22 protein-coding genes are annotated in these 24,934 nt (G+C 64.6%); 14 read left to right on the forward strand and 8 right to left on the reverse strand.

What is annotated here, in order from left to right; genetic code table 11:
* Nucleotides 1-175 precede the first annotated feature (175 nt).
* The 3 genes from DAAJ005_RS00670 (at nt 176) to DAAJ005_RS00680 (ending at nt 4,071) form a co-directional block, all read left to right on the forward strand.
* On the forward strand, nt 176-874 hold the full coding sequence (locus DAAJ005_RS00670; RefSeq protein WP_151845416.1) for a PucR family transcriptional regulator: 699 nt from the start codon (nt 176-178) through the stop codon (nt 872-874).
* Nucleotides 875-1,072: 198 nt separating this feature from the next.
* Nucleotides 1,073-2,362 (forward strand): aminotransferase class III-fold pyridoxal phosphate-dependent enzyme, encoded by a 1,290-nt coding sequence (locus DAAJ005_RS00675; protein WP_255447946.1) that lies wholly within the window; start codon nt 1,073-1,075, stop codon nt 2,360-2,362.
* A 200-nt stretch (nt 2,363-2,562) separates the two neighbouring features.
* The gene (locus tag DAAJ005_RS00680) at nt 2,563-4,071 is read left to right on the forward strand and encodes a CoA-acylating methylmalonate-semialdehyde dehydrogenase (protein ID WP_151845418.1); all 1,509 of its coding nucleotides are present in this window, start codon (nt 2,563-2,565) and stop codon (nt 4,069-4,071) included.
* On the opposite strand, the gene DAAJ005_RS00685 is transcribed toward DAAJ005_RS00680, so the two are convergent.
* The 8 genes from DAAJ005_RS00685 to DAAJ005_RS00720 form a co-directional block, all read right to left on the reverse strand.
* Nucleotides 4,068-4,691, reverse strand: a complete 624-nt coding sequence (locus DAAJ005_RS00685) for a uracil-DNA glycosylase (protein ID WP_151845419.1) — start codon at nt 4,689-4,691, stop codon at nt 4,068-4,070. The genes DAAJ005_RS00680 and DAAJ005_RS00685 overlap by 4 nt on opposite strands.
* Nucleotides 4,692-4,773: 82 nt before the next feature.
* The gene (locus DAAJ005_RS00690) at nt 4,774-6,900 is read right to left on the reverse strand and encodes a molybdopterin-dependent oxidoreductase (protein WP_151845420.1); all 2,127 of its coding nucleotides are present in this window, start codon (nt 6,898-6,900) and stop codon (nt 4,774-4,776) included.
* Nucleotides 6,901-7,059: 159 nt separating this feature from the next.
* On the reverse strand, nt 7,060-8,469 hold the full coding sequence (locus DAAJ005_RS00695; protein WP_151845421.1) for an NCS2 family permease: 1,410 nt from the start codon (nt 8,467-8,469) through the stop codon (nt 7,060-7,062).
* A gap of 73 nt (nt 8,470-8,542) precedes the next feature.
* Nucleotides 8,543-9,907 (reverse strand): guanine deaminase, encoded by a 1,365-nt coding sequence (gene guaD / locus DAAJ005_RS00700; protein ID WP_151845422.1) that lies wholly within the window; start codon nt 9,905-9,907, stop codon nt 8,543-8,545.
* A complete protein-coding gene (xdhC, locus tag DAAJ005_RS00705) occupies nt 9,904-10,755 on the reverse strand; it encodes a xanthine dehydrogenase accessory protein XdhC (RefSeq protein WP_151845423.1) in 852 nt (283 codons plus the stop codon). Before xdhC ends, guaD begins: the two co-directional genes overlap by 4 nt.
* A gap of 51 nt (nt 10,756-10,806) precedes the next feature.
* Nucleotides 10,807-13,179, reverse strand: a complete 2,373-nt coding sequence (gene xdhB / locus DAAJ005_RS00710) for a xanthine dehydrogenase molybdopterin binding subunit (protein WP_151845424.1) — start codon at nt 13,177-13,179, stop codon at nt 10,807-10,809.
* 54 nt (nt 13,180-13,233) lie between these two features.
* Nucleotides 13,234-14,655 carry a xanthine dehydrogenase small subunit gene (locus DAAJ005_RS00715; RefSeq protein WP_151845425.1) on the reverse strand — a complete coding sequence of 474 codons (1,422 nt, stop codon included), beginning with the start codon at nt 14,653-14,655 and terminating at the stop codon, nt 13,234-13,236.
* 233 nt (nt 14,656-14,888) lie between these two features.
* A complete protein-coding gene (locus tag DAAJ005_RS00720) occupies nt 14,889-15,248 on the reverse strand; it encodes a hypothetical protein (protein WP_151845426.1) in 360 nt (119 codons plus the stop codon).
* A 139-nt stretch (nt 15,249-15,387) separates the two neighbouring features.
* Between DAAJ005_RS00720 and DAAJ005_RS00725 the strand changes: the two genes are divergently transcribed.
* From DAAJ005_RS00725 to DAAJ005_RS00775, 11 genes are all read left to right on the forward strand, one after another.
* Complete coding sequence (locus DAAJ005_RS00725; protein ID WP_151845427.1) at nt 15,388-17,049, forward strand: FAD-binding dehydrogenase; 1,662 nt, start codon at nt 15,388-15,390, stop codon at nt 17,047-17,049.
* 68 nt (nt 17,050-17,117) lie between these two features.
* Nucleotides 17,118-17,417, forward strand: a complete 300-nt coding sequence (locus DAAJ005_RS00730) for a type II toxin-antitoxin system Phd/YefM family antitoxin (protein ID WP_151845428.1) — start codon at nt 17,118-17,120, stop codon at nt 17,415-17,417.
* Nucleotides 17,410-17,850 (forward strand): type II toxin-antitoxin system VapC family toxin, encoded by a 441-nt coding sequence (locus DAAJ005_RS00735; RefSeq protein ID WP_192930711.1) that lies wholly within the window; start codon nt 17,410-17,412, stop codon nt 17,848-17,850. Before DAAJ005_RS00730 ends, DAAJ005_RS00735 begins: the two co-directional genes overlap by 8 nt.
* Before the next feature lie 82 nt (nt 17,851-17,932).
* A complete protein-coding gene (locus tag DAAJ005_RS00740; protein ID WP_151845430.1) occupies nt 17,933-18,580 on the forward strand; it encodes an HAD family hydrolase in 648 nt (215 codons plus the stop codon).
* Nucleotides 18,581-18,665: 85 nt separating this feature from the next.
* Nucleotides 18,666-19,652 carry a cytochrome c oxidase subunit II gene (gene coxB / locus DAAJ005_RS00745; RefSeq protein WP_151845431.1) on the forward strand — a complete coding sequence of 329 codons (987 nt, stop codon included), beginning with the start codon at nt 18,666-18,668 and terminating at the stop codon, nt 19,650-19,652.
* Complete coding sequence (ctaD, locus tag DAAJ005_RS00750) at nt 19,649-21,349, forward strand: cytochrome c oxidase subunit I (RefSeq protein WP_151845432.1); 1,701 nt, start codon at nt 19,649-19,651, stop codon at nt 21,347-21,349. Before coxB ends, ctaD begins: the two co-directional genes overlap by 4 nt.
* Complete coding sequence (locus tag DAAJ005_RS00755) at nt 21,339-21,980, forward strand: heme-copper oxidase subunit III (RefSeq protein WP_226342350.1); 642 nt, start codon at nt 21,339-21,341, stop codon at nt 21,978-21,980. Before ctaD ends, DAAJ005_RS00755 begins: the two co-directional genes overlap by 11 nt.
* Nucleotides 21,977-22,540 (forward strand): cytochrome c oxidase assembly protein, encoded by a 564-nt coding sequence (locus DAAJ005_RS00760; RefSeq protein WP_151845433.1) that lies wholly within the window; start codon nt 21,977-21,979, stop codon nt 22,538-22,540. The genes DAAJ005_RS00755 and DAAJ005_RS00760 overlap by 4 nt, the downstream gene beginning before the upstream one ends.
* The gene (locus tag DAAJ005_RS00765) at nt 22,524-22,901 is read left to right on the forward strand and encodes a hypothetical protein (RefSeq protein WP_226342351.1); all 378 of its coding nucleotides are present in this window, start codon (nt 22,524-22,526) and stop codon (nt 22,899-22,901) included. Before DAAJ005_RS00760 ends, DAAJ005_RS00765 begins: the two co-directional genes overlap by 17 nt.
* Nucleotides 22,898-23,452, forward strand: a complete 555-nt coding sequence (locus tag DAAJ005_RS00770; RefSeq protein WP_151845434.1) for a ubiquinol-cytochrome c reductase iron-sulfur subunit — start codon at nt 22,898-22,900, stop codon at nt 23,450-23,452. The genes DAAJ005_RS00765 and DAAJ005_RS00770 overlap by 4 nt, the downstream gene beginning before the upstream one ends.
* The gene (locus tag DAAJ005_RS00775) at nt 23,449-24,909 is read left to right on the forward strand and encodes a cytochrome b N-terminal domain-containing protein (RefSeq protein ID WP_151845435.1); all 1,461 of its coding nucleotides are present in this window, start codon (nt 23,449-23,451) and stop codon (nt 24,907-24,909) included. Before DAAJ005_RS00770 ends, DAAJ005_RS00775 begins: the two co-directional genes overlap by 4 nt.
* Nucleotides 24,910-24,934 lie beyond the last annotated feature (25 nt).

Genomic DNA, 24,934 nt, shown 5'->3' on the forward strand with positions numbered 1-24,934 from the left:
GTTAACCCCTCCGGCGCTACGCGCCACCTCCCCTTAGAAGGGAGGCAAGAAAACTCTTGCTTGGCACGGTTTTCTACGCTTCTCGGTTCCCTTTTGAGGGGAGCTGGCCGCACAGCGGACTGGCTGGCACAGCTCCGCAGGAGAGGGGTTTCTTTTCGCCCGCTAAGCTGTGCCCATGCTGCCCACCCTGGCCGAGTTGCTGACCCTCTCCGCCTTCGCGGGTGCAGAGGTCAGGAGTGGTCACGCCCGACTGGAGGGGCCGATCACCTGGGTTCATGTCTCCGAGATCAGTGATGCGGCCCGTTTTCTCAGCGGCGGGGAACTGCTGCTCAGCACGGGGACACCGCTGATCGGGGAGGATGCTGCGGTTTACATCCGCTCGCTGGCCGCTGGCGGGGCGCACGGGCTGGCATTGGAGCTGGTGCGCGAGGTGCGTGAACTCCCACTGGCAGTGCTGGAGGCGGCCCATGAGACCGACTTTCCGCTGATCGTCTTTGGGCAGGAGGTCAACTTTGCGGAACTGACCCGCGCCGCCCACGCCCGGATTCTCAGGCCGCCCGCCGCTGTCAGCCCGCCCTCGCTGGCCCCCCTGACCGACGCCCTGAACGAGACGGGCCGCGCCGCCGATTTCGTGGCCTCGCATCTGGGCGCAGTGCTGGCATTGCCACCGCGCCCGCGCCTGACCCTGCTGGACACCCTGACCGCACTCCTGGCCTGCAATTTCAATGTGGCCGAATCCGCCCGCAGCTTGGGCGTGCGCCGTCAGACGGTCTATTACCGCCTGGAACAGTTGCGGGCCATGCTGGGCGATCTGGATGACCCCCGGCGGCAACTGGGGCTGCTGCTGGCGCTGGAACTATCCAGAGGTTCCTGAGAACGCCGTCTTTTGGACACCCTGTCTCTTGAGTCGGGTACGGCGAAAGGAGGACAATAGCCCCAGCATCCCGCTCCACAACTCTTGCCCGGAGGTTCGTCCATGACCAGTACCGAAGAGCGCCCATCCGTCTCTGAACCCGTCGCCTCTGCCCACGACATCGCCCAGGAAATAGCCCAGCAAAACCGTGACTACACCATGTTCTCGTGGTCCGTGCAGGGCGGGCCGCTGCCCCCCGTGATGACCGGGGGCAAAGGCAGTCACTTTTTTGACGGCGATGGCAACAACTGGCTAGATTTTTCCAGCCAGTTGATCAACCTGAACATCGGCCACCAGCACCCGCGTATGCTGGAAGCCATCAAAAAGCAGGTGGATACCATGTGCTTCGCTGGGCCGTCCTTCGCCACCGAGCCGCGCGGCAAGCTAGGGCAAAAGCTGGCCGAGGTCACCGGGCTGGCCAAGACCTTCTTCACCCTGGGCGGCAGCGAGGCCAACGAGAACGCCATCAAGATCGCCCGGCTGGTGACAGGTCGCGATAAGATCATCACCCGTTACCGCAGTTACCACGGCGCGACGATGGGCAGCATGACCGCTTCCGGCGATCCGCGTCGCTGGCCGGTGGAGCCGGGAGTGCCAGGCGTAGTGCGCGCCTTTGACCCGTACTGCTACCGCTGTCCTTTCGGAAAGACGCCGGATTCGTGTGGCCGCGAATGCGTGTCGCACATCGACGAGATCATTCAGATGGAAGGGCCGGACAGCATCGCCGCGATTCTGGTCGAGGGCATCACGGGCAGCAACGGCCTGCTGGTGCCGCCCGACGACTACTATCTCAAACTGCGCGCCCTGTGCGACAAGTACGGCATCCTGCTGATCACCGACGAAGTGATGAGCGGCTTCGGGCGCACCGGCAAATGGCTGGCGACGCAGCACTACGGCATCAAGCCCGACATCGTGACCTGCGCCAAGGGCCTGACGAGCGGATATATGCCGCTGGGCGCGTGCATCGTGAGTCAGCCCATCGCCGACTACTTCGACACGCACATGCTGTGGGGCGGCCTGACCTACAGCGGACACCCGGTCTGCTGCGCCGCCGCCGTGGAGAATCTGGCGATCTATGAGGACGAGGGCCTGTTTGAAAACGCGCTGGAATTGGGCGCGTACCTGGGACAGCGCCTGGAGGCCATGAAGGCCAGATACGCCTGCGTGGGCGACGTGCGCTACAAGGGCCTGTTCAGCGTTCTGGAGCTGGTCAAGGACAAGGCGATGAAGGAGCCGCTGGCCCCGTTTGGCGGCACTTCGGCGGAAATGGGCCAACTGGCCGCGCACCTGCGGAGCAAGCACGTCTATGCTTACAGCCGCTTCAATTTCCTTTGGGTCTGCCCGCCGCTGGTGGTCACGAAAGAAGAGCTGGACGCCGGACTGGACGTGTATGAGGAGGCGCTGGCGTTGGTGGATGCGACGTTGGCTGGGGCTGTGGCGGCGGATTAAATAAGTTCGCTCCGCTCACCACCCCCCAGCCGCTATACGGCGGCCCCCCATAAAGAGGGGCTAGAAAAGAAAAAAGCTCCCGATCTTCTTGCTCCCTCCCTCTTTATGGGGGACTGGCACAGCTACGAAGTAGAGGGTTGGGGAGGGGGTCAATCGCAGACGCCCGCTCAGCGTTGCCTGAATGACACGGAGGTACATCCATGACCGCTACAACTGAAAAAACCACCACCCTCACTCACTGGATCAACAACGCGCCCGCTGAAGGCAAATCGGGCCGCACTTCCCCCGTTTACAACCCGGCCACCGGACAGATTCAGGCGCAGCTTCCCCTCGCCAGCGCCGCCGAGATTGACGCCGTGGTGCAGATCGCCACCGCCGCCGCCCTGAAGTGGCGGACCAGTTCCCTCAGCGTGCGCTCCAGCGTGATGTTCAAGTTCCGCGAGCTGCTCTCGGCGCGGCGGGATGACCTCGCCCGCATCATCACCCGCGAACACGGCAAGGTGCATTCCGACGCGCTGGGCGAGATCGCGCGTGGGCTGGAGAACGTGGAATACGCCTGTGGCATTCCCACCCTGCTGCGCGGCGGCTATTCCGAACAGGTCAGCACGGGTGTGGACGTGTACAGCATCCAGCAACCGCTGGGCGTGGTGGCGGGCATCACGCCGTTTAACTTTCCGGCAATGGTGCCGCTGTGGATGCTGGGAAACGCGCTGGCCTGCGGCAATGCCTTTATCCTCAAACCCAGCGAGAAAGACCCCTCCAGCGCCAACTTCATGGCCGAACTGCTGAAGGAGGCCGGATTGCCCGACGGCGTGCTGAGCGTCGTCCACGGCGACAAGGAGGCGGTGGACGCTATTCTGGAACACCCCGGAATTGCCGCCGTGAGCTTCGTGGGCAGCACGCCGATTGCCAAATACATTTACGAGAAGGGAACCGCCGCTGGCAAACGCGTGCAGGCGCTGGGCGGCGCGAAAAACCACATGCTGGTGCTGCCCGATGCCGATATCGGTATGGCCGCCGACGCCGCCGTATCTGCCGCTTATGGCTCGGCGGGCGAGCGCTGCATGGCGATCAGCGTGGTGGTGGCAGTAGGCGACTCGGGCGACAAACTGATCAGCGCCATTCAGGAGCGCCTCCCCGCCCTCAAGATCGGCCCCGGCGACGTGGAAGGCAACGAGATGGGGCCGCTGATTACCCGCGAACACCGGGACCGGGTGGCCGGATACATCGGCTCTGCACAGGAACAGGGCGCGAAAGTCGTGGTAGATGGGCGCGAGATGGAGTTCGATGGGGATGGCTTCTTCCTGGGTGTTTCCCTGCTGGACGACGTAAAACCCGGCATGGACGCCTACGACGATGAAATCTTCGGCCCGGTGCTGTGCGTGGTGCGGGCAGACAGTTACGCGGAAGGCTTGAAGCTGATCAATGACAACGAGTACGGCAACGGCACCGCCATTTTCACCCGCGACGGTGGCGCGGCCCGTCAATTCCAGTTTGATGTCGAAGTGGGGATGGTGGGCGTGAATGTACCGGTGCCTGTTCCCGTCGCGTATTACAGCTTCGGCGGCTGGAAGGCCAGCCTGTTCGGCGACACGCACATGTATGGCCCCGAAGGCATCAAATTCTTCACCCGGAGCAAGGTGATCACCTCGCGCTGGCCCGATCCGGCGGGAAGCAAGGTGGATCTGGGGTTCCCTCAAACCCGCTAGGAGACGGTATTTTTCGCCAGCAGCCGCGCCTCCACTAGTGCCGACAGCGCCCGCACTGGGGCCTGTGGATCGGTGGCGAAGTAGCGGGGGCTGGGGTGGGGGCAATTTACGGTGGGCAGGGGACGGCTCAGTTTGGACGACACGAACTGCCAGCCGCCCTGCGCCTTGCCGCCCACCAAGACCACCACCCGAAGCGCGGGCAGCAGCGTCAGCAATTCCAGCGTGGCGGGCGTCGCGGCTTTGACCTGCGCCGCTGTCGGCGTCACCACCCCTCCCGCGCTGAGTTGCCACGGCAGGATATTCCACAGCAGACAGCGTCCACGGCCAATTCCGGCCAGCTTCAGCAGGCAGCTCAGGTTCTCGGCAGTGCGGTCCGGGTTGTCGGGGGAGGCGAAACCGGTCTGGGCGACTTTCGGCCCCGGCGATTCCAGCAACAACAGGATGTCGGTGTGGATGCCGCCGCTCTCGGGGTCAAAATCGGGCAGGTCCAGCCGCCCACCCAACGCCTTGCTTTCCCTGAGCCGTGCCGCAAAGGCCGTCAGGGGCGCAATGTGAGGCTCTTGCAGCCGGGCGCGGCGAGCGGCGAGAACGCTCGGATCGGCCAGGGATTGCGTATGCACCGGCCAAGTTTAGCTTTGGCGCGGTGCATCGGCACTCCAAATCCCTTCAGCCTGAGCAGAGAGATGTGGAGGGGCAGTTTATTCAGTCTGCCGCGCTGGCCTCACTTGCCCCCGCCGCGTGCAGTGTGATCGGCGTCCCGTTGACCGCTGCATTCCCGGTCAATGCGTCTACCCGGCGGGAGTCGGTCAGGTCATTCAGGCTGACGCCTGCGTGTTCGGTGGCCACGCCCAGGCGCACCCCCGCCCGCGAGTGGCCGAAGCCGTGTGGCAGGGAGGCCACGCCGGGCATCAGCGTATCGGTTAGTTCCAGCGGGACCGTGACCGCACCCACGCGGGAGCGAACCTCCACGTCCTGCCCGTCCACGAATCCGGCGGCATCTAAGGGGTTGAGTTGCAGGGTGCAGCGCCCCGGCCCGCGCATCAGGCGCGGCGTGTTGTGCATCCACGAATTGTTGCTGCGAAGCTGCCGCCGCCCAATCAGCACCAGCGGGGGAGGCGTGATTTCCAGCGCCGCTTCCAGCCGGGGCAAATCCGCCAGCATTGGCGCAGGGGCGAGGTTGACGCGGCCAGAGGCGGTCAGCAGCCGTTCGGGGAAGCAGGGTTGCAGTGGGCCGTAATCCACGCCATGTGGGTTGGCCTTCAGCTCCTCCAGACTGGTGTTGTAAGGGCCATGACGCAGGCCCAGATTCAACTTCTCTTCCGGCGTGCTGCCTGCCTTGCCGGTCAAACGCTCTGTCAGGCCCATGAAGATCTGGTAGTCGAAACGCTGGTCCCCCGCAATCGGGAAGACGGGCAGCGAGTACCGCGCCGTGTTCTGCACCGCCAGCAGGTGAAAGGTGATGTCGTAATGGGCCACTTCAAGACCGAAGGCGGGCGGCAGGATGATGTGGGCGTGCCGGGTGGTTTCATTCAAATAGGGGTCAATGCTGACCATGAACTCCAGCCCCGAGAGTGCTTTGTCCAGCGCCGCGCCGTCTGCGGTGGACAGCACCGGATTGCCCGCCACCGTCACCAGCGCACGAATCTGGCCATCGCCAGGGGTGGTCATTTCTTCGGCCATCGTCACGTTGGGCAGTTCACCATCGAATTCGGGCAGACCCCGCACGCGCGACGTGAAGCGCCCATGGTAGACCGCACCCTTCTTCGCCCGCTGAAGCAGATCGTAGGCGGGTTTGGTGAACATCGCGCCGCCCTCCGAATCCAGATGCCCGGTCACGGCGTTCAGGACGTTGACCAGCCACTGAGACAGCCCGCCGAATTCCTGAATGCTCAGGCCGATGCGTCCGTAGGCCACGGCGCGCTCGGCGCTGGCAAAATCGCGGGCCAGCGTGCGGATGGTGTCGGCGGAAACGCCAGTCAGCCCTTCCACACGTTCGGGCGTGAAGGACTGGGCCGCGTCCCGCACATCGTTCAACCCGTCGGAGAAATCGGCCAGATGTCCCAATTTCTTTAAGCCTTCAGCAAAAATCACGTTTAGCAGCGCCAGCAGCAGATAGGCGTCGGTGCCGGGGCGGATGAAATGGAATTCGGTGGCGTGGTCCGCGCTCTCGGTGCGGCGGGGGTCCAGCAGCACCACGCGCCCGCCACGCTCGCGGATGGCCTTCAACCGTCCGCGCACGTCCGGCGCGGTCATGATGCTGCCGTTGCTGGCCAGGGGATTTGCGCCCATCATCAGCATGAAATCGGTGCGGTCGATGTCGGGAATGGGCATTAAAAAGGGGTGGCCGAACATCTCCGCGCCCGCGAAATGGTGGGGCAATTGATCGATGCTGGTGGCCGTGAAGCGGTTGCGGCTGCCGATGGCCCGCACCAGCCCACCCGCCGAGAGCAGGGTGCCGCTATTGTGGACGCTGGGATTGCCCTGAAAGGTGGCCACCGCGTCCGCGCCGTGCTTCTCGCGCACCGCTTGAAGCTGGGCCGCCACGTAATCCAGCGCCTCCTCCCAACCCATCTCGTGCCAGGTGTCGCCGTCGCGCCGCATGGGGCGCTTGAGGCGGTCCGGGTCCGCGTGCAAATCGGGCAACGCTGTTCCCTTGGGGCAGATGTGGCCCTTGCTCAGCGGATCGTTGACGTCACCGCGCAGATCGGTCACTTTGCCGCCCTGTACGGTGATTTGCAGGCCGCAGATGGCCTCGCACAGGTTGCAGGCGCGGAAATAGACGCCGTCGGCGGGCAGGGGAGCAACGGCAGGAGCGGTGTGCTGAGTCATGGGACGAACCTCCAGAAAGGGTTTTGAGTTGGGGCAGTCTGGCACATGGGCCGCGTCTGGACGGTGGATTGCCCTGCCTCTCCGACGGTTTTTGCAACCAAAAGGAAGCGGTGGGCCAGACATTCAGCTCCGGTCCCACCGCCCTGCCTGCCTTTACGTTCAGCCCTCGGTCAGCCAGATGTAGCGCGCCAGCAGCGCCGCCGCGACTGCGTACAGAATTGGGCTGACTTCCCTGGCCTTGCCGCTCAGCAGCTTGATGGCGCAGTAGCTGATGACGCCCAGGCTGACGCCGTTGGCGATGGAAAAGGTCAGCGGCATGACGATGATGGTCAGGAAGGCCGGCAGGCTGTCGGCGATGTCGTCCCAGTCGATGTGCCTCACGCCGTCCATCATCAGTGCGCCCACCAGGATCAGTGCAGGGGCGGTGGCTGCGCCAGGAATGGCGGAGGCCAGTGGCCACAGAAACATGCTCAGCAGGAACAGCACGGCCACCGTGACGGCGGTCAGGCCAGTGCGTCCGCCTTCACCGATCCCGGCGGCGGATTCCACATAGGCGGTGGTGGTGGAGGTGCCCATGAACGCGCCGAACATGGCGGCGATGCCGTCCATCGAGAACAGGCGGCGGGCGCGCGGCATGTTGCCCTGGGCGTCAATGTACCCGGCGCGTTGCGACAGTCCGGTCAGCGTGCCGGTGGCGTCAAAGAAATCCACGAAGAAGAAAGTGAAGACCACGCTCAGCAGGCCCAGGCCCAGCGCCCCCGCGATGTCCATCTGGCCCACCAGTCCGCTGGGCCAGATCGGCGTGCCGAAAATGCCCAGGAAGCTGCCGTCAAAGCCGGGAAAGGAACGCAACGCGCCTTCCGGTCCACCCGCGTACACGGCGGCCCCGGTCACGATTCCCAGCACAGTGGTGGCCAGGATGCCGTACAGAATCGCGCCTGTGATCTTGCGGGCCATCAGTGCGGCGGTCAGGATCACGCCGATGGAGGCCAGCCAGACCGTGGGCGAGGCCAGCGAACCCATGCCCACCAGCGTGGCCGGGTTGGCGATCACGATGCCTGCGTTCTTGAGACCCAGGAAGGCCAGAAATGCCCCGATGCCCCCGGTAATGGCGTATTTCAGCGAGTTGGGAATGGCCTGTACGATGGCCTGCCGCGCCCCCAGCACGCTGAGCAGTACGAACAGCACCCCGCTGATGAACACCGCGCCCAGTGCCGTCTGCCACGCCACGCCCATGCCCTGCACCACCGTGAATGCGAAGAATGCGTTCAGGCCCATCCCTGGTGCCTGCGCGAAGGGGTACTTGGCGATCAGGCCCATGACCGCCGAGCCGAAAGCCGCCGCAATCGCCGTGGTCATCAGCAGTTGCACGAAGGCGTTGGGAATGTTGATGGCCGTGGACAGCACCTGCGGGTTGACGAACAGGATGTAACTCATGGTCAGGAAGGTGGTCAGGCCCGCGCGCATTTCCTGCGTGACACTTGAATTCTGGGCGGTGATGCCAAAGTAACGGTCCAGACCCGACAGCGGGACGAGCGGTGCGGGGCGTGAAGCGGCGGGATCAGACATAGGGTCTCCTTCGCTCTTTTCGCTGATCGAAAAGAGCCGTGCGGTGGGATGCGTTGTGGTTTGGATCAGTGGATTACGACACCAGTTCTGGTGGTTGTTGTTGTGCGAACCTGGAATTCTTCAACCCTGTGCGGGCAAAAATCTCATCACCGCCCACCCAGACATGGGCCACGTCCGCCTGGGTACCGTTGGCGAACAGTGCGGCCAGCGTCTCGGACGGGCTGCTGGTGTGGTTCAGGATGGCGTCTAACGTGCTGCCTTCCGGCGGGCGCAGCCACACCGCGTCGAACGCCTTGCCCACGCCGAAATCCCCGATCTGATCTTGCATGTCCAGCGCCTGCGCCCCAGCCCGCGTGGACAGGTACAGCAGGTGCGCGGGGGTCAGCGGCACGCCGTCCTCTCCCAGAAGTTGTTGCATGAAATACGCCTGTAAGCCCTCCTTGAGCATCGAGAAGCCGGTGCCGCCGCCCACATCCGTTCCCAGCGAGACGTGAACCCCGGCATTCAGGTGCCGCTTCAGGGGAAACAACCCGCTGCCCAGCGCCGAGTTGCTGCATGGGCAATGTGCGGCAGTGCAGTGGTGCGCGGCCATCTGGCCCAGCTCGCGGTCCATGGTATGGACGCTGTGCGCCAGCACGCTGCGGCGACCCAGCAGCCCGGCGCGGTCATAGGTGTCCAGATAATCCAGGCTGCCGGGGAACAGCTCCTTAACTGTCTGGACCTCGCGCACGTTCTCATTGATGTGGGAGGTGAAATGCACGTCTGGAAACTCGTTCATCAGCGCGGCACAGGCCTCCAGAATACCCTCGCTGGCCGACAGGCTGAAACGCGGCGTCACGGCATAGCGGGCGCGGCCCACGCCATGCCAGCGCTCGATCAGCGCCTTGCCCTCGCTGTAGGCCAGTTCGGGCGTGGTGTGCAGTTCGTCGCGCAACATGCGGTCACTGACCACCAGTCCGGCCACGGTTCGCAGCCCTGTCCCCGCCGCTTCCTCAAAGAACAGGTCCATCGCGCTCTTGTAATGCGAGCCGAACACCAGCGCGGTGGTGGTGCCGTTGCAGCGCAGACCGTGCAGAAAATCCTTTGCTACGGCGCGGGCGTAGGTGTCGCTGCTCAGCCGTGCCTCTTCCGGCAGTGTCACATGGTCCAGCCAGTCCAGCAGCGGCATTCCCAGCCCGCCGATGATGCGAACCTGCGGGTAGTGGACGTGCGTATCGATGAAACCCGGCAGCAACACGCCGCCGCGCAGGTCCGTGATGGTGGCCTCTGGATATTCGGCGCGCAGCGTGGCAAAGTCGCCGCTGGCCGTGATCTGGCCGCCGTCCACCAGCAGGCCACCGTCTTCCTGAACGTGCAGGGCGTCGGCGTCCATGAACGGGTTGGAGGGCGTGTGCATGAAGGCGGCCCGGTAAAGGGTGGGGGACAGGATGGGCGTCATGTGGGCCTCAGGGTGGGGGAGAGGGCAGGGGGTTGCGCGTGTGCGGCACGCTGGCTTTCGAGCAGCATGACGAGCTGTGCGGCCACGCTGATGGCGATCACGGTGGGCATCTTGTCGGAAATCCCCGGCAGGCCGATGGGGGTGGTGATGCGGGCGAGGTCCGCGTCGCTGTGGCCCTCGCGCCGCAGTTGCTCCTGAAAGCGGATCCACTTGACCGCCGAGCCGATCAGCCCGATGGAAGCCAGGTCTGCCCGCCGCAGCGCCGCGTCGCACAGGGCGGCGTCCTCAGCGTGGTCATGGGTCAGGATCAGGATGTGCGCGCCGGGCGGCAGTTCGTGCAACGTCATTTCAGGAATGGGGGAGTGATGAACCTCCACCCGCGCCTCGCCGCCCATCAGTGGGGCAAGCCGCTCTGGGGTCAGTTGCGCCGCCCGCGAATCCACCAGATGCAGATTCAGTGGCAGCCGCGAGAGGATCAAACCCAGCTCCAGACCCACATGTCCGATGCCGAAAATGGCAATGTGGGGACGCACGGTTGCCAGCGGTTCCAGCAGCAGCGTGACCTCGCCACCGCAGCACTGGCGCCCATACTCGTTGGTGGCCTTATCGGTTAGTCGCAGCGTGAGCAGTTCCGGCGTGTTTGCCGACACTTTCAGCATCGCCCGCGCCCGTTCCACAGCGGTGGCTTCCAGATTGCCGCCGCCCACGCTGTCCCAGCTTTCCTGCACGCTGACCACCATCTTGGCTCCCGCCTCGCGCGGCGCGTGGCCCCGCACAGCGGCGACGGTGACCAGCACGCCGGGAATGGCCTGCTCTTGCAGGTGTTGGAGGGCGGAAAGCCAGTTCATGAAACCAGTTGCGGGCAGAAGAGGGGAGAAGCCCTGACGACTGCGGCCAGATCAATCATCCGCCGCCACCACGTCCCCTGGCTGGACTGCGCCCTGCACCTGCCGCGCTTCCTCCAGCGCCCAGAACACCGCTTCCGGGGTGGCGGGACTGCTCAGGAACTGTTCGCGTCCGCCGGGGCCGAAAGCCGCAGCCGCCTGACGCAATGCCTCGCGGGCGCTGATGCCCAGCATCAGGGGCGGTTCGCCCACAGCCTTGGAGCCGTAGACTACGCCGTCTTCGGTGGCCCGTTCCATCAGCGCGACATTAAAGACCTCGGGCATCTCGCTGAAGCTGGGGAGCTTGTAAGTGCTGGCGGCCTGGGTGCTGAGGCGGCCCCGGTTCGGGCCATCCGACTCGTCCCAGCGCAATTCTTCCAGGGTCAGCCAGCCTGCGCCCTGCACGTAGCCGCCCTCCACCTGCCCGATGTCGATCAGTGGTGAGAGGCTGTCGCCCACATCCTGCAAGATGTCCACGCGGCAGGTGCGGTACAGGCCCGAGAAGCCGTCCACCTCGACCTCGGTGATGGCCGCGCCATAAGAGAAGTACTTGAAGGGTTCGCCGTGCATCGCCACGCGGTCCCAGTGCAGGCCGGGGGTGCGGTAGAAGCCTGCCGCCCACAACTGAGTTCGCAGATGGTAGGCGTCGTGGACCAGCGTCTTGAAGTCGATGCCCTTGTCGGGGTGGCCCAGCGGAAAGACCAGACCCCCCTCGAAGCGCACGTCCTTGGGATGCACGCCCAGCGCGCCAGCGGCGACATCTGATAGCCGCTCCTTGATCTGCTCGCAGGCGTTCTTGATCGCGCCGCCGTTCAGGTCTGCCCCACTGCTGGCGGCGGTGGCGCTGGTGTTCGGGACCTTGTCGGTACGGGTGGGGGCCAGCCGCACCCAGTTCACCGGCACGCCCAGCGCCGTGGCAGCCACCTGAATCATCTTGGTGTGCAGGCCCTGACCCATCTCGGTGCCGCCGTGGTTGATCAGCACGCTGCCGTCCTTGTACACATGAACCAGCGCGCCTGCCTGGTTGTAGGCGGTGAAGTTGAAGGAGATGCCAAATTTGACCGGGGTGATCGCCAGACCGCGTTTGGTGTGCGGGTGCGCGTCGTTAAAGGCGCTGACCTCCTGATGACGGGCCTCAAAGTCGCCGCTGACCATCAGTTGCGCCCACAGGTCTTCCAGACGCTCGGCGTGGCGCACCGGCTGACCGTAGGGGGTGGCCTCGCCGGGCCGGTAGAAGTTGAGTCGGCGCAGCTCGTGCGCCTCAAGGCCCAGCAGCGGCGCGCAGCGGCCCAGGATGTCCTCGATGACCAGCATGCCCTGCGGCCCGCCGAAGCCCCGGAAGGCGGTCTGGGAAGTCTTGTTCGTCCTGGCAATCCGCCCGTGAACCTCCACATGCGGGATGTAATACGCGTTGTCGATGTGGCACAGCGCCCGCGCCATCACAGGTTCGGACAGGTCCAGGCTCCAGCCGCCGTCGCTGGTTAAAGTGGCCGAAAGGGCGCGCAATGTGCCACCCTCGTCGAAAGCCACCTTCCATCTGGCGTGGAAGGGGTGGCGCTTGCCAGTCATGGTGAGGTCCTGCGTACGGTTCAGGCGCAACCGAACCGGGCGGCCCGTCAGGACGCTGCCCAGCGCGGCAATGGCGGCGAAGCCGTGCGGCTGCATCTCCTTGCCGCCGAAGCCGCCGCCCATCCGCAGGCACTGCACGGTCACCTGAGAGGCTTCCAGGCCCAGCACGTGTGCCGTGATCTCCTGCGTTTCGCTGGGGTGCTGGGTGCTGGACTGGATGAAGATCTGCCCGGCCTCGTCCACGTAGGCCAGCGCTGCGTTGGTTTCCAGATAGAAGTGTTCCTGGCCGCCGAACTCGAACTCGCCCTCGAAGGTGTGGGCCGCGCCCTCAAAGCCGATGTGGGTGTCGCCGCGCCGCAGGGTGGACTGCGCGCCCTGGAAGGACTCGGCGGCAATGGCGTCGTGGATGCTGATCAGCGAGGGAAGCGGTTCGTACTCTACCTCTACCGCCAGTGCGCCCAGCCGCGCCGAGTCAATGCTGTCGCCCAGCACCCAGGCCACCGCGTGACCGTGGAACATCACCTCAGTGGGGAACAGGGCTTCGTCGCCCTTGACCCCAGCGTCGTTGGCACCGGGAACGTCGGCGGCGGTCAGCACGCGCACCACACCGCCCACGTTCAGGGCCTGCGACACGTCCATGCGCGTTACCCTGGCGTGGGCATGTGGGGCCTGCACGGGCCATGCGTGCAGCAGATTAGATAGGCGCACGCCCAGATCATCGGTGTACAGCGCGTGTCCGGTAACGTGCAACGAGGCACTCTCGTGCGGAACGGCGTCGCCGACTGCGCCGCCAAGCGGGCGTTCATGCAGGCTGGTCATGGGTTTACCTCCGGTGACGTGGCGTTCTGTGCTGCGGGGAGACGGAGCAACCGACTAGCCACGGACCACTTCCGACTTCTCGTGGAAGAACTTCAGCAGCGCCTGCTCCAGCATGGCGGCGCGGTATTTGGCGCTGGCACGGTGATCGGACAGCGGCGTTCCTTCCTGGCCCATCAGTCGGGCGGCCTCGCGGACGTTGCCTTCGGTCCAGGGCTTGCCCGTCAGGGCTGCCTCTGCCTTCAGGGCGCGGATAGGGGTGGCCGCTACGCCGCCCAGGCCGATGCGGATGCGCCCTACCGTGTTGCCGTCCAGTTCCATCGCAATGCCCACCGCCACGCTGGAGATATCGTCGAAGCGGCGCTTGGCGTACTTGTAAAAGCCGGTGATGGGCGCGAGTGGCAGCGGAATCTTCACCGCGCGGATCAGCTCGCCGTCCTTCAACTTGGTCTGGCGGTAGCCCTCGAAGAACTCAGCCAGCGGAACCTCACGCTCGCCTTCACGCGAGGCCAGCACGAGCGAGGCGTCCAGCGCCAGCAGCGTGGGCGGGCTGTCACCGATAGGCGAGGCGGTGCCGATGTTGCCGCCCAGTGTGGCGCTGTTGCGAATCAGGCGGCTGGCGAACTGCGGGAACCACTCGGCCATCAGCGGGATACGCCCGTCCAGGCGGCGCTCGATCTCCGTCAGATTCAGGCCCGCGCCGATGCGGACATGATCGTCGTGCCACTCCAATTCACGCAGCTCGGCCAGCCCGTCCACTGCGATGGTGACGCCTGCCCGCGCGTGGCGGATGTTGACCTCCACGCCCCAGTCGGTGCCGCCTGCCAACAGTGTGGCTCCCGGATATTTGGCCAGCAGTTCCAGCGCCCCCGGCAGATCAGCGGGACGGTGAAAGTCGCCGTCGGGGCCGGAGAGGTGCAGGGGCTGGGGAGCCGGGGCTGGGCGGGTTCGTAAGGTGCCCAGCGTGTCGTCTGCGGGCGGCGTGCCCAGCGCGTGGGCGGCGTCCTGAATGGGGCGGTAGCCGGTGCAGCGGCACAGGTTCCCGCTCAGTGCGTGGATATCGAAACCGTTGGGCGCGTGGAGTTCGCCGTCCTTACGCTCTGGACGGTAATACTCGGCGGCCATGCTGACCACGAAACCGGGGGTGCAGTACCCGCACTGCGAGCCGCCGCGAACGGCCATCTCGTGCTGGACAGGATGCAGGTGACCCGGCGAGCCGATGCCCTCGGCGGTGATGACCTCCTGACCGTTCATGGCCGGGAGCATGACCAGACAGGCGTTGACACTTTCCAGTCGTGTGCCGCCGCGTCCGTCCGGGCGGGAAACCAGCACCGCGCAGGCCCCGCATTCGCCCTCGGCGCAGCCTTCCTTGCAACCGGTCAGGCCGCCGTCGCGCAGCCAGTTCAGCAGCGTCGTATGGGGCCGCGCGCCCTGCACCTCGCGGGGTTGACCGTTGACCGTGAGCGTAAAACTGTCCATGCTTTCTCCTTCCGCCGTCAAAAACGACAAGCCCGGCGTTCCACTGCACCCAGATTCCCACATGGGAATTCGGATGCATGGTTCACGCCGGTGACGAAAAGGGCGGGTCGCTGGTTATCCATGCAGAACAGCAACCTGATTTGATGTCATTTGATTCTACGCCTAAGTATCTGGTTTGCCTAGCCCCTTTTCGGGTGGATTGGACTGGGTCCAAAATGAAAGCCAGCGGGCGGTCACATCGGTTTCATAGGCTTCATCGGTTCCATCTTTGCCATCGGTTCCATTTCGCTCTGAACCGCGTCGTCGGTCACGATTTCAAGGCCAAGATGCTGGGCGTCTTCCACATCCGGCGCTTCGTGCAGGGAGTGAAGCTGGCCATCCTCGATCTGAAAATAGACCGATCCGTCCCCAGTATGAATCTCCACCACCGCGCCGCTTTCGGTCTGGAAGAGGGTGGGGGCAATGGTCCACTCGCCCGTCGTGACGCCGCTGCTCTGGCGCTGGCCGTCGCTGCCGACGCGAATGATGGTCTGATCGCCCTGATTTTCCAGCATGATGGTCTGCCCGCCCTTCAATTTCGCCTGATATGCCATGCCCGACATTAGCGGGCGGCGCAAGCTGCCTGGGTCAAAGTTGCATTCAGAGCCGTTAAGCCTGTACCTGTGCGGCGCGGCTTTCATACGGCACAATGGCCCAACCAACAATCGCCCATCAACACTCGGAGGAATTTTCATGACAACCCATGACACCGACATCATCGTGATCGGCGCGGGGCTGGCCGGACTGGTGGCCGCCGCCGAGGCTGCCGACGCCGGAAAGCGCGTGCTGCTGCTGGATCAGGAAGGCGAGCAGAATCTGGGCGGGCAGGCGTTCTGGTCCTTTGGTGGGCTTTTTTTAATTGATACGCCAGAGCAGCGCCGCCTGAAAATCCGTGACAGCCACGAACTGGCGTGGCGCGACTGGCGGAATACGGCGGGATTTGACCGCCCCGAGGACCACTGGCCCCGCAAATGGGCCGAGGCTTACGTGGACTTTGCCGCTGGGGAAAAGTACGGCTGGCTAGCTTCGCAGGGCATGAAGTTCTTTCCCGGCGTGGGCTGGGCCGAGCGCGGCGGGCAGGGCGCAAGTGGCCCCGGCAACAGCGTGCCGCGCTTCCACATCACCTGGGGCACCGGGCCGGGGGTGGTAGAACCGTTTGAACGCCGGGTGCGCGAGCATGTTGCCACTGGCAGGATTGCCTTCAAATTCCGTCATCGTGTGCGCGGCCTGAACATCACGGACGGTGTGGTGCATGGGGTTCACGGCGACATTCTGGAACCCTCCGACGTATTGCGTGGAGAGGACAGTTCACGCGTGGTGGTGGACGATTTTGACCTGAATGCTGGGGCCGTCATCCTTACGTCTGGCGGCATCGGGGGCAATCAGGAACTGGTGCGGAAGAACTGGCCTACAGAGCGCCTCGGCCCCGCGCCCGAGTTCATGATTTCCGGCGTGCCGAAGCATGTGGACGGCGCAGCGCAGGGGATGGCCGAGGCGGCTGGCGCGCACCTGATCAACCGGGACCGCATGTGGCACTACACCGAGGGCATCCGCAATTGGAATCCCATCTGGCCCATGCACGGCATTCGCATCCTGCCCGGTCCCAGCAGCCTGTGGCTCGCGCCAGACGGCACCCGGCTGCCGTACCCCAATTACCCCGGTTTTGACACCCTCGGCACGCTGCAACACATCACCACGCATGGCTACCCCTATACGTGGTTTGTACTGAACCGCGCCATCATCAAGAAGGAATTCACCCTTTCAGGCAGCGAACAGAATCTCGATCTGACGGACCGCGATCTCCGTAAGGTGGCCGGGCGGCTGGGCAAGAATGTCGCGCCCTCCGTGCAGGCGTTCATGGACAGCGGCGCGGATTTCGTGGTGCGCGACAGCCTGCCCGAACTGGTACGCGGCATGAATGAATCCATCGGCAACAGCGCCGTGGATTACGAGACGGTGGCGCGCGAGGTGGCGGACCGGGACCTCCAGATCGCCAATCCTTTCGGCAAGGACCCGCAACTGGCAGTGGTACGCGGCGCGCGGGCCTTCATCAACGAACGCCTGATTCGTATCGTCAAACCTGCGCCGCTGCTGGACCCGGCCTCGGGGCCGCTGATCGCCGTCAAGCTCAACATTCTGACCCGCAAAACGCTGGGTGGTCTGGAAACAGATTTGCAGGCGCGGTTGCTGCGGCCTGATGGTCAGCCGATGCCAGGGCTGTACGCTGCCGGGGAAGTCGCGGGCTTTGGCGGCGGCGGGATGCACGGCTACCGCTCGCTGGAGGGCACCTTCCTGGGGGGTTGCCTCTTCAGCGGGCGGGTGGCGGGGCGCTGCGCGGCGGGAGCGGTGGGGTAGATGGCCCTATCACACTGCCAGTAAGGGCAACCATATAAACTGGTCACCTGACCAGATGGAGGTCAAGCATGACGACGCAGCGCCGCAAGCCCCCCCGTAGCCCGCATCAGGCCGAATGGCGGCTGGAGGAAGCCAAGGCCAGGTTCTCCCAGGTGGTTCAGCAGGCCGAGGCAGGCACACCTCAACTGATCACCCGCCGGGGCAAAGACGCCGTGGTGGTGGTCAGCGTGGAGAAGTGGGCCGCGCTGACTGGGGAAGCGCCCAAGGCGATTGAGCTGTTCAGGAACGCACCCCGATTCGAGGATTTTGAGCTGGACCTGGATCGGGGGGAAGAAGTTTTCCCAGATCGGGAGCTGGACCTTGGGTGATACAGCGTTCCTCTTCGACACAAACGTCATCAGTGACGCCACCAAACCCAGGCCCGCTCCGGGTCTGAACAGATTTCTGGAGCAGGTTGAACTGCTCAACATTTTCGTCAGCGTAGTAAGTCTGGGGGAGATCCGGCGCGGCATCGAGGTTGCCGATGACCCAGCCAAGCGGGCGGCCCTGATGGTCTGGCTGCAACAGGATGTTCTGAACAGGCATGCGGGGCGCATTCTTCCCATTTCCGGGGGCGTGATGGAAACCTGGGCTTTGATGATCGCGGCCACTGGACGCAAGCCAGGGCAATTGCCCGTGTTTGATGGCCTGATCGCCGCCACCGCCCTGCACCATCGCCTGACTGTGGTGACCCGCAACACTGCCGACTTTGCCGCTTTCGGTGTGCCGCTGTTCAATCCTTTCAGCGAGGAGTTGCGTTAGGCCGTCCAGTCTTCCCGGCCTGTAAAGCCCTGCCCAAGCGCCGCCCATCTGCCACGCCTGCCGCCCCGCTACCCTGACGCCCATGACCCCCTACCGCGCAATCATTCTTGATCTGGACGGCACGCTGGTGGACAGCAACGACGCCCGCGCCTGGGTGCATGCTTTCACAGGTGAGGGTTTTTCCGTGTCTTTCGCACAGGTTCGCCCCCTGATCGGCATGGGCGGCGATCAACTGGTGCCGCGCCTGACCGGAGTGCAGCCGGAAAGCGAGCACTATGAGCGACTTTCAGAGGCCTGGAAGGACCACTTTCAGCGCGGCGAGTTGCCCACCGTCCGGGCGCAACTGGGGGCGCGCAAGCTGGTGGAGGAACTACGGCGGCGCGGTCTGGACCTGATCATCGGCACCTCGGGCGACGAGACGGTGGTGGAAGCCCTGTTGATGCGCGCGGATGTGGCCGATCTGGTGCCCCAGCGCACCACCGCCTCGGACGTGGAGGACTCCAAGCCTGCCCCGGACATCGTGAAGGTGGCGCTGAACAAGCTGGGGCGGCAGCCGGGCGAGGTGCTGATGCTGGGCGATACGCCCTACGACATAGAAAGTGCGGGCAGGAGCGGCGTGGACACCGTGGCCCTGCGCTGCGGCGGGGATGAGCGACTGGACGGAGCGGTCAGGATCTACAACGATCCGCTGGATTTGCTGGCCCATCTGGACGAGTTGCCGCTGGGCTGAGCTGGAACGGGGCGACTGCACGCTACCCCGGTCCTGCTGACCGGTTTCATCCTGCGTGTTGTATGAGAGGATTACACTCCGCCCCATGAGTGCGCCTGCCGTCCTGCCCACCTTGCAGCCCGCCTCACCCCTGGCCGCGCCGATCACCACCCTGACCTACGTGACCCTGGGGATTGGCCTGGCGGTCTTCGCACTGGTCACCGGTCTGACGTTCTATTTTATCTGGCGCTACAAACACCGGGGCGCGGACGGCGAACCCCCACAGATCTTTGGCAACGCCCGCGACGAGATCATCTGGATGGGGATGGCGGCGGGCATTCTGGTCTTTCTGTTCGTCCTGACTTGGATCACCATGAACCGTATCGATCCGCAGGCCGGGCAGGACGGCACCCCGGATCTGATCGTGACCGGCCACCAGTGGTTCTGGGAGGCCGACTATCCGCGCGCTACCAATCCGGCGGGCATGGGCGTGGTCAGTACCGCCAGCGAGATTCACATTCCCACCGGCAGAAAACTGCTGCTGGAGGTGGGCAGCGCCGACGTGATCCACGACTTCTGGGTGCCGCAACTGGCCCGCAAGATGGACGCCATTCCGGGCCAGGGCAACCGGCTGTGGATTCAGGCCGACAAACCCGGCACCTACCTAGGAGCCTGCTCTGAATTCTGCGGGGCGCAGCACGCCTGGATGCGTTTCAAGGTGATCGCTCAAACGCCGCAGGACTTTCAGGCGTGGCTGGCAAGGCAGGCCCAGCAGGCGGCCCCACCGCCCCCCAACCAGACCGATATAGAGGACGGCGCGGGGCTGTTCGTGCGTCAGGGCTGCGGCGAGTGCCATACGCTGCGCGGCATCGGCGCACGCGGCCATGCCAGTCAGGGGAGTGTCGGCCCCGATCTGACCCACTTCGCCTCGCGCGGCATCATCGCCGGGGGCGTGCTGGACAACACACCGGAGAACTTGCGGCGCTGGTTGAAGAACCCGCAGGCTGTCAAGCCCGGCGTCCGCATGCCCAATTACCGCCTGAACGACGCCCAATTGCGGCAATTGACCGCCTACCTGGAGACGTTGCAATGACCACCGCACCTGTACCTGTTGAGACCGCGTCTGCCCCGTTGAGCCGCCCACGCAACCTCACCCGCTGGCTGTCCACCACCGATCACAAGGACATCGGGATGATGTATCTGGCGCTGGGGGCGCTGTTTTTCCTGATCGGCGGGGTGGAGGTGCTGATCATGCGCCTGCAACTCGCGCGGCCCGGCAACACGCTGCTGGAGGCCACCACCTACAACGAGTTCTTTACCCTGCACGGCACCACCATGATCTTTCTGGCGGTGATGCCGATGCTGCTGGGCTTCTCCAACTACCTGCTGCCGCTGCAAATCGGCGCGAAGGACATGGCCTTTCCGCGCCTGAACGCCTTCGGCTTCTGGCTGACCGCGTTTGGCGGCATCGTCCTGTACCTGAGCCTGCTGGAAGGCCCGCCCGACGCGGGTTGGTTCGCCTACGCGCCGCTGTCCGAGCGCCCCTTCAGCTCCAGCCTGGGCACCGACTTCTGGGCCGCCGCGCTGCTGATGATGGGCATGGGAACTACGTTGACGGCGCTGAACATCATCATTACCACCGCGCGTTACCGCGCCGTGGGCATGGGCCTGTGGAAGATGCCGCTGTTCTCGTGGATGGTCTTCGTCAACAGCTTCATCATTGCCTTTGCCCTGCCCTCGCTGAGTGCGGCTTTAATCATGCTGGAGGTAGACAGAGCTTTAGGCGGACGCTTCTTTCAGGGTGGCGGAAGTCCGGTGCTGTGGCAACACTATTTCTGGCTGTTCGGCCACCCAGAGGTCTACATCATGGTGCTTCCGGCCTGGGGCATCATCAGCGAGGTCATCCCGGTCTTCTCGCGCAAGCCGATCTTCGGCTACGAATTCGTGGCCGGGTCCACGGTGGCGATTGCCGTGCTGAGTTTTGCGGTGTACGCCCACCACATGTTCGCGGTGGGCTTCGCACGTCCAGTGAATCTGGCCTTCGCCGCCAGCACCATGCTGATTGCCATTCCCACCGGAATTAAAGTGACCAACTGGGTGGCGACGCTGTGGAAGGGCAGCATCCGCATGACCGTACCGATGATGTACGCCATCGCCTTTATCGTGCAGTTCACCTTCGGCGGCATCACCGGGGTCAGCTTCGCGGTGCTGCCCATTGACTGGCAACTGACCGACAGTTACTACGTGGTGGCGCATTTTCATTACGTGTTGATGGGCGGCACACTGTTCGCGCTGCTGTCGGGCCTGCACTTCTACTTTCCCAAGATGACCGGACGGATGCTCAGCGAGGGCTTCGGCAAGCCTGCTTTCTGGATGATCACGCTGGGCTTCAACGGCGTCTTTCTGGTGCAGCACGCGCTGGGCATGATGGGGATGCCCCGCCGCGTCTACACCTACCCCGACTTGCCTGGCTGGGGAGCGCTGAACATGTTCTCCACGGTCAGCGCCTTCGTGCTGGGGCTGGGACTGGTGCTGACCCTGATCAACATCGTGATCAGTTGGCGGATAGGCCGCGTGGCGGGCGACAACCCCTGGCAAGCCTGGACGCTGGAATGGGCCACCACCAGCCCGCCGCCCAAGGGGAATTTCGTGCGCCTGCCGCCAATCAAATCCAGCCGCCCGCTGTGGGATCTGGCGCACCCGGAAGACCCGGATCACCAGCGCCCGACGCGCCATGACCAGCAGGGCAAGGGCCACATTCGCCTGGAGGAGAAGGACCATGAGCAGTAAGCCGTCCTCCATCCCACTGATTCCCAGCGTGTCGCAATCCCTGGATGTGTCGGCCCTGCCGCTGCCGCCCGAACATATGGACGCCAGTCCCCGCAGCAACGGCTTCTGGGGCATGGCGGTGTTTCTGGTGACGGACACGGTCATTTTCCTGCTGCTGCTGGTGGCGAACATCTACCTGCGGCGCTACTCGCAGGGGCCAGCACAGGGCGCGTTGGACCCCGGCACGACGATCTGGTTCAGCCTGGGGTTGTGGGCTTCTAGCGGCGCGCTGGTGCTGGCCGACTCCTTCAGGAAGCAGGCGAAAGTCTCTGGCCTTCTGTATCTGCTCACCGCCGCGCTGGGCTTCGTCTTTTTGTACGGTCAGGCGCAGGAATACCTCAAATTGAACGCGCAGGGCGCGACGGTGGACGCCGATCTGTTCTTCACGGGCTTCTACACCCTGACCGGGTTGCACGGTTTGCATGTTGCCTTCGGTGCGCTGGCCCTGCTGGTGACGGGCGTGCTGCGCTTCCGGGGTCTGCTGGATGGGCGGCGCGAGGGCTTCACGGCGGCGTTGGGCCTGTACTGGCATTTTGTGGACGCGGTGTGGGTGGTGCTGTTTTTGCTGCTGTACGTGTGGGGGGGGCCATGAGGCGGGTATGTCTGATCGGCGCGTTGGTTGCCGTCCTCAGCGCCGCGCTGTTCTACGCCTCCGGCATGGGCATGCGCCCTGGCAGTTTCAGCCTGCATATGGGCGCACATCTGCTTCTCTCGCTGGGGGCCGCGCCTCTGCTGATTCTGGCGTTTCCGATGTGGCGTCCGCACATCAGCGGACCACTGGCGTTTCTGGCCCTCAACGTCGTGACGTATGGCGTCCATCTTCCCGCCGTCTACACACGGCTGATGACCCCTGGCGGAATGCTGATTGAAAGCCTGCTGTTTCTGGGCGCGGGCCTGCTGTTCTGGGCGCGGGTGGCGCGGGGCGGGTTGGGCGCGGCATTGCTGCTGCTGGCCCAGATGGCCGCCTGTGCGCTGCTGGGCGCGGCCATTACCTTCAGCCGCGACGCCTACGCCATGACCCTTCCCGACGACACCGCGCTGGGCGGCGTGCTGATGTGGGTGGTGGGCGGCTTTGTGGTGATGGCGGCGGCGTTCTACCACTTCATGCTGGTGTTGAAAACTGCGGAGACGAGAAATGAACAGACTGTCTAAGTTGCTGGCCCCGCTGCTGCGCGTGCTGGGCTTTCCGATGTACTGGCTGCTGCGCCGACTGGGCTACCTGCCACTTGAACCGGAACCCGCATTCATCCCCGCTCCAGACCGCCAACCGCTGCCTGACGATGTGCTGCTGCCTCCCGGCTGGACGCGCCCGCGTGAAATGGCCGAGGCCAACCCAACGCTCGCGCCCGTGCTGCTGGCTTTTGGGCTGGCGGGGACGGCGCTGGGGCTGCTGGTTTCCGCATGGGGAATTATTGGGCTGGGCGTGGTGGTGGCTTTTCTGGGCGGCGGAATGTGGGCCTGGGACAGCTTTCAGGCCACGGTTCAGCCCGCTGGCCCGCAGGAGGAAACATGAGCGACACGCACGCCAGTTCTGACACGGCAGGTCAGGACGACACGCAGGAACCCTCCCGCCGCAAGCTGCTCATTGGCCTCAGCCTGGGATCTGGGGTGCTGGCCGCCGCCGCAGCGGGCTATCCGATAGCGAAGGCTGTGCTTGATCCCGCTTTTCAGAAGGGGGGCCGGGGCGACTGGCAGACGGTGGGCCAATTGACCGACTTTCCCCTTTGGAAAACGGTGCTGGTCACATTCATCCGGCCCGGCGCGCGCAGTTTCGGCGGCGATATTAAGAAAGACACCGCTTACCTGACCCGGCGGCCCGGCGACTGGCTGGCGCTGCACAACGTCTGTATGCATCTGGGTTGCCCAGTGCGCCATCAGGAGGGGTCCGGGCTGTACTTCTGCCCCTGTCACGGCGGGGTTTACAACGCGGAGGGCATCAACGTGGCCGGGCCGCCGCGCATTCCGCTGCAGCGGATAGGGGTGCGCGTGGAAGGTCAGGACGTGCAACTCCAGAGCGCCGCCATGCCGTTGCCCACGCTGACGTGGCCGGGCGGTGACTCGTGAGCAACCCGGCGCAGTCTCAGCAAAAGAAGGGAGACGAGGCGAACGACACGCCGCCCGCCGTCACTGAGAAGAAGTACGGTTTATTTCTCGGTTGGATTGAAGACCGCACCGGACTGATCAGCCGCCTGAACACCGTGGCGGGCCACCGGGTGCCGAAGCGCAGCAAATGGGCTTTCGTGTTCGGCAGCGCCACCCTGTTCGCTTTCATCCTGCAAGTGGTCACGGGCATCACGCTGGCGATGTTCTTTGAGCCGTCCAGCGCCACGGCGTACCAGAGTCTCCAGCGCATCTCCACCCCAGGCACCGCCGAGGCGATGGTGCGCGGGCTGCACTATTTCGGCGCGTCATTGATGGTGGTGATGATGGGCATTCACCTGATCCGCGTGTACCTCTCGGCGGCCTATAAATACCCGCGCGAGATGCAGTGGATCAGCGGCGTGGTGCTGCTGCTGCTGGTGCTGGCGATGGCCTTTACCGGCCAGACGCTGCGCTGGGACCAGACCGCTGTCTGGAGCGTGGTGGTGGGCGCGGAGCAGGCGTCACGCGCCCCGATTGTCGGCCCGATCCTGGCCCGCTTCCTGATGGCGGGTGACACGCTGAATGCAGGCACACTGTCGCGGCTGTACGCCTTGCACACCTACTGGTTTCCGGCGCTGCTGTTCGGCCTGATCGGGCTGCACGTGTTTCTGGTGCTGCGAAACGGCATCAGCGAGCCACCCGTACCGGGGCGCAGGGTTGATCCGCGCACCTACAAGCAGGAATATCAGGCCCGCGTCAAAAAGGATGGCGTGCCGTTCTGGCCGGACGCCGCGTGGCGCGACACCGTGTTCGGCAGTGCCCTGATCATTCTGGTGTCGTTCCTGGCCTGGAGGTTCGGCGCACCCGCCCTGACCACGCCGCCAGACCCCAGCATCGTCAACGCCGATCCCAAGCCCGACTGGTACCTGATCTGGTATTTCTCGATCCTGGCACTGTGGCCCTACGGCATCACCAATCTGATGATCATTCTCGCGCCGCTGCTGGCAATTGTCGGGCTGATCGCGCTGCCGCTGGTCAGTAACAAGGGGGAACGCGCGCCCAGCCGCCGCCCCTGGGCCATCGGCATCGTGGTTGTGGCGGTGGGGATGATCTTCAGCCTGACGCTGCTGGGTTACCGCGAGCCGTGGCTGCCACGTTTCGGGACGCCGCCGCTGACCGCGCAGCAGGTGAACAGCACCGATCCCAGTGTGGTGCGAGGCGCGGCACTGTTCCATGACCAGTCGTGCATCCTGTGCCACAAGATCTCCGGGCAGGGCGGGATTCGCGGCCCCAACCTCAGCCAGATCGGGGAGCGGCTGACCAAAGACCAGATCACCTGGCGTATCCAGAACGGCGCGGCCAGCATGCCCTCGTATGCTGGGGTGCTAACCACAGACCAGTTGCGTGATCTGGTGAATTTTCTGGCGTCGCGTCAGTGACTGGACGGCCCTGAGCAGACCTTGC

The organism is Deinococcus sp. AJ005, assembly GCF_009017495.1.
Taxonomy (GTDB): Bacteria; Deinococcota; Deinococci; order Deinococcales; family Deinococcaceae; genus Deinococcus.

Bases quoted from the DNA above. Each gene is read 5' to 3' on its own strand.
- DAAJ005_RS00695 (WP_151845421.1), bottom strand. From the start codon at position 8,469: ATGTCTGATCCCGCCGCTTCACGCCCCGCACCGCTCGTCCCGCTGTCG.
- DAAJ005_RS00770 (WP_151845434.1), top strand. From the start codon at position 22,898: ATGAGCGACACGCACGCCAGTTCTGACACGGCAGGTCAGGACGACACG.
- DAAJ005_RS00690 (WP_151845420.1), bottom strand. From the start codon at position 6,900: ATGACTCAGCACACCGCTCCTGCCGTTGCTCCCCTGCCCGCCGACGGC.
- DAAJ005_RS00670 (WP_151845416.1), top strand. From the start codon at position 176: ATGCTGCCCACCCTGGCCGAGTTGCTGACCCTCTCCGCCTTCGCGGGT.
- DAAJ005_RS00680 (WP_151845418.1), top strand. From the start codon at position 2,563: ATGACCGCTACAACTGAAAAAACCACCACCCTCACTCACTGGATCAAC.
- DAAJ005_RS00730 (WP_151845428.1), top strand. From the start codon at position 17,118: ATGACGACGCAGCGCCGCAAGCCCCCCCGTAGCCCGCATCAGGCCGAA.
- coxB (WP_151845431.1), top strand. From the start codon at position 18,666: ATGAGTGCGCCTGCCGTCCTGCCCACCTTGCAGCCCGCCTCACCCCTG.
- DAAJ005_RS00725 (WP_151845427.1), top strand. From the start codon at position 15,388: ATGACAACCCATGACACCGACATCATCGTGATCGGCGCGGGGCTGGCC.
- guaD (WP_151845422.1), bottom strand. From the start codon at position 9,907: ATGACGCCCATCCTGTCCCCCACCCTTTACCGGGCCGCCTTCATGCAC.
- xdhB (WP_151845424.1), bottom strand. From the start codon at position 13,179: ATGACCAGCCTGCATGAACGCCCGCTTGGCGGCGCAGTCGGCGACGCC.
- DAAJ005_RS00715 (WP_151845425.1), bottom strand. From the start codon at position 14,655: ATGGACAGTTTTACGCTCACGGTCAACGGTCAACCCCGCGAGGTGCAG.
- DAAJ005_RS00675 (WP_255447946.1), top strand. From the start codon at position 1,073: ATGTTCTCGTGGTCCGTGCAGGGCGGGCCGCTGCCCCCCGTGATGACC.
- DAAJ005_RS00755 (WP_226342350.1), top strand. From the start codon at position 21,339: ATGAGCAGTAAGCCGTCCTCCATCCCACTGATTCCCAGCGTGTCGCAA.
- DAAJ005_RS00720 (WP_151845426.1), bottom strand. From the start codon at position 15,248: ATGGCATATCAGGCGAAATTGAAGGGCGGGCAGACCATCATGCTGGAA.
- DAAJ005_RS00765 (WP_226342351.1), top strand. From the start codon at position 22,524: ATGAACAGACTGTCTAAGTTGCTGGCCCCGCTGCTGCGCGTGCTGGGC.
- xdhC (WP_151845423.1), bottom strand. From the start codon at position 10,755: ATGAACTGGCTTTCCGCCCTCCAACACCTGCAAGAGCAGGCCATTCCC.
- DAAJ005_RS00760 (WP_151845433.1), top strand. From the start codon at position 21,977: ATGAGGCGGGTATGTCTGATCGGCGCGTTGGTTGCCGTCCTCAGCGCC.
- DAAJ005_RS00740 (WP_151845430.1), top strand. From the start codon at position 17,933: ATGACCCCCTACCGCGCAATCATTCTTGATCTGGACGGCACGCTGGTG.
- ctaD (WP_151845432.1), top strand. From the start codon at position 19,649: ATGACCACCGCACCTGTACCTGTTGAGACCGCGTCTGCCCCGTTGAGC.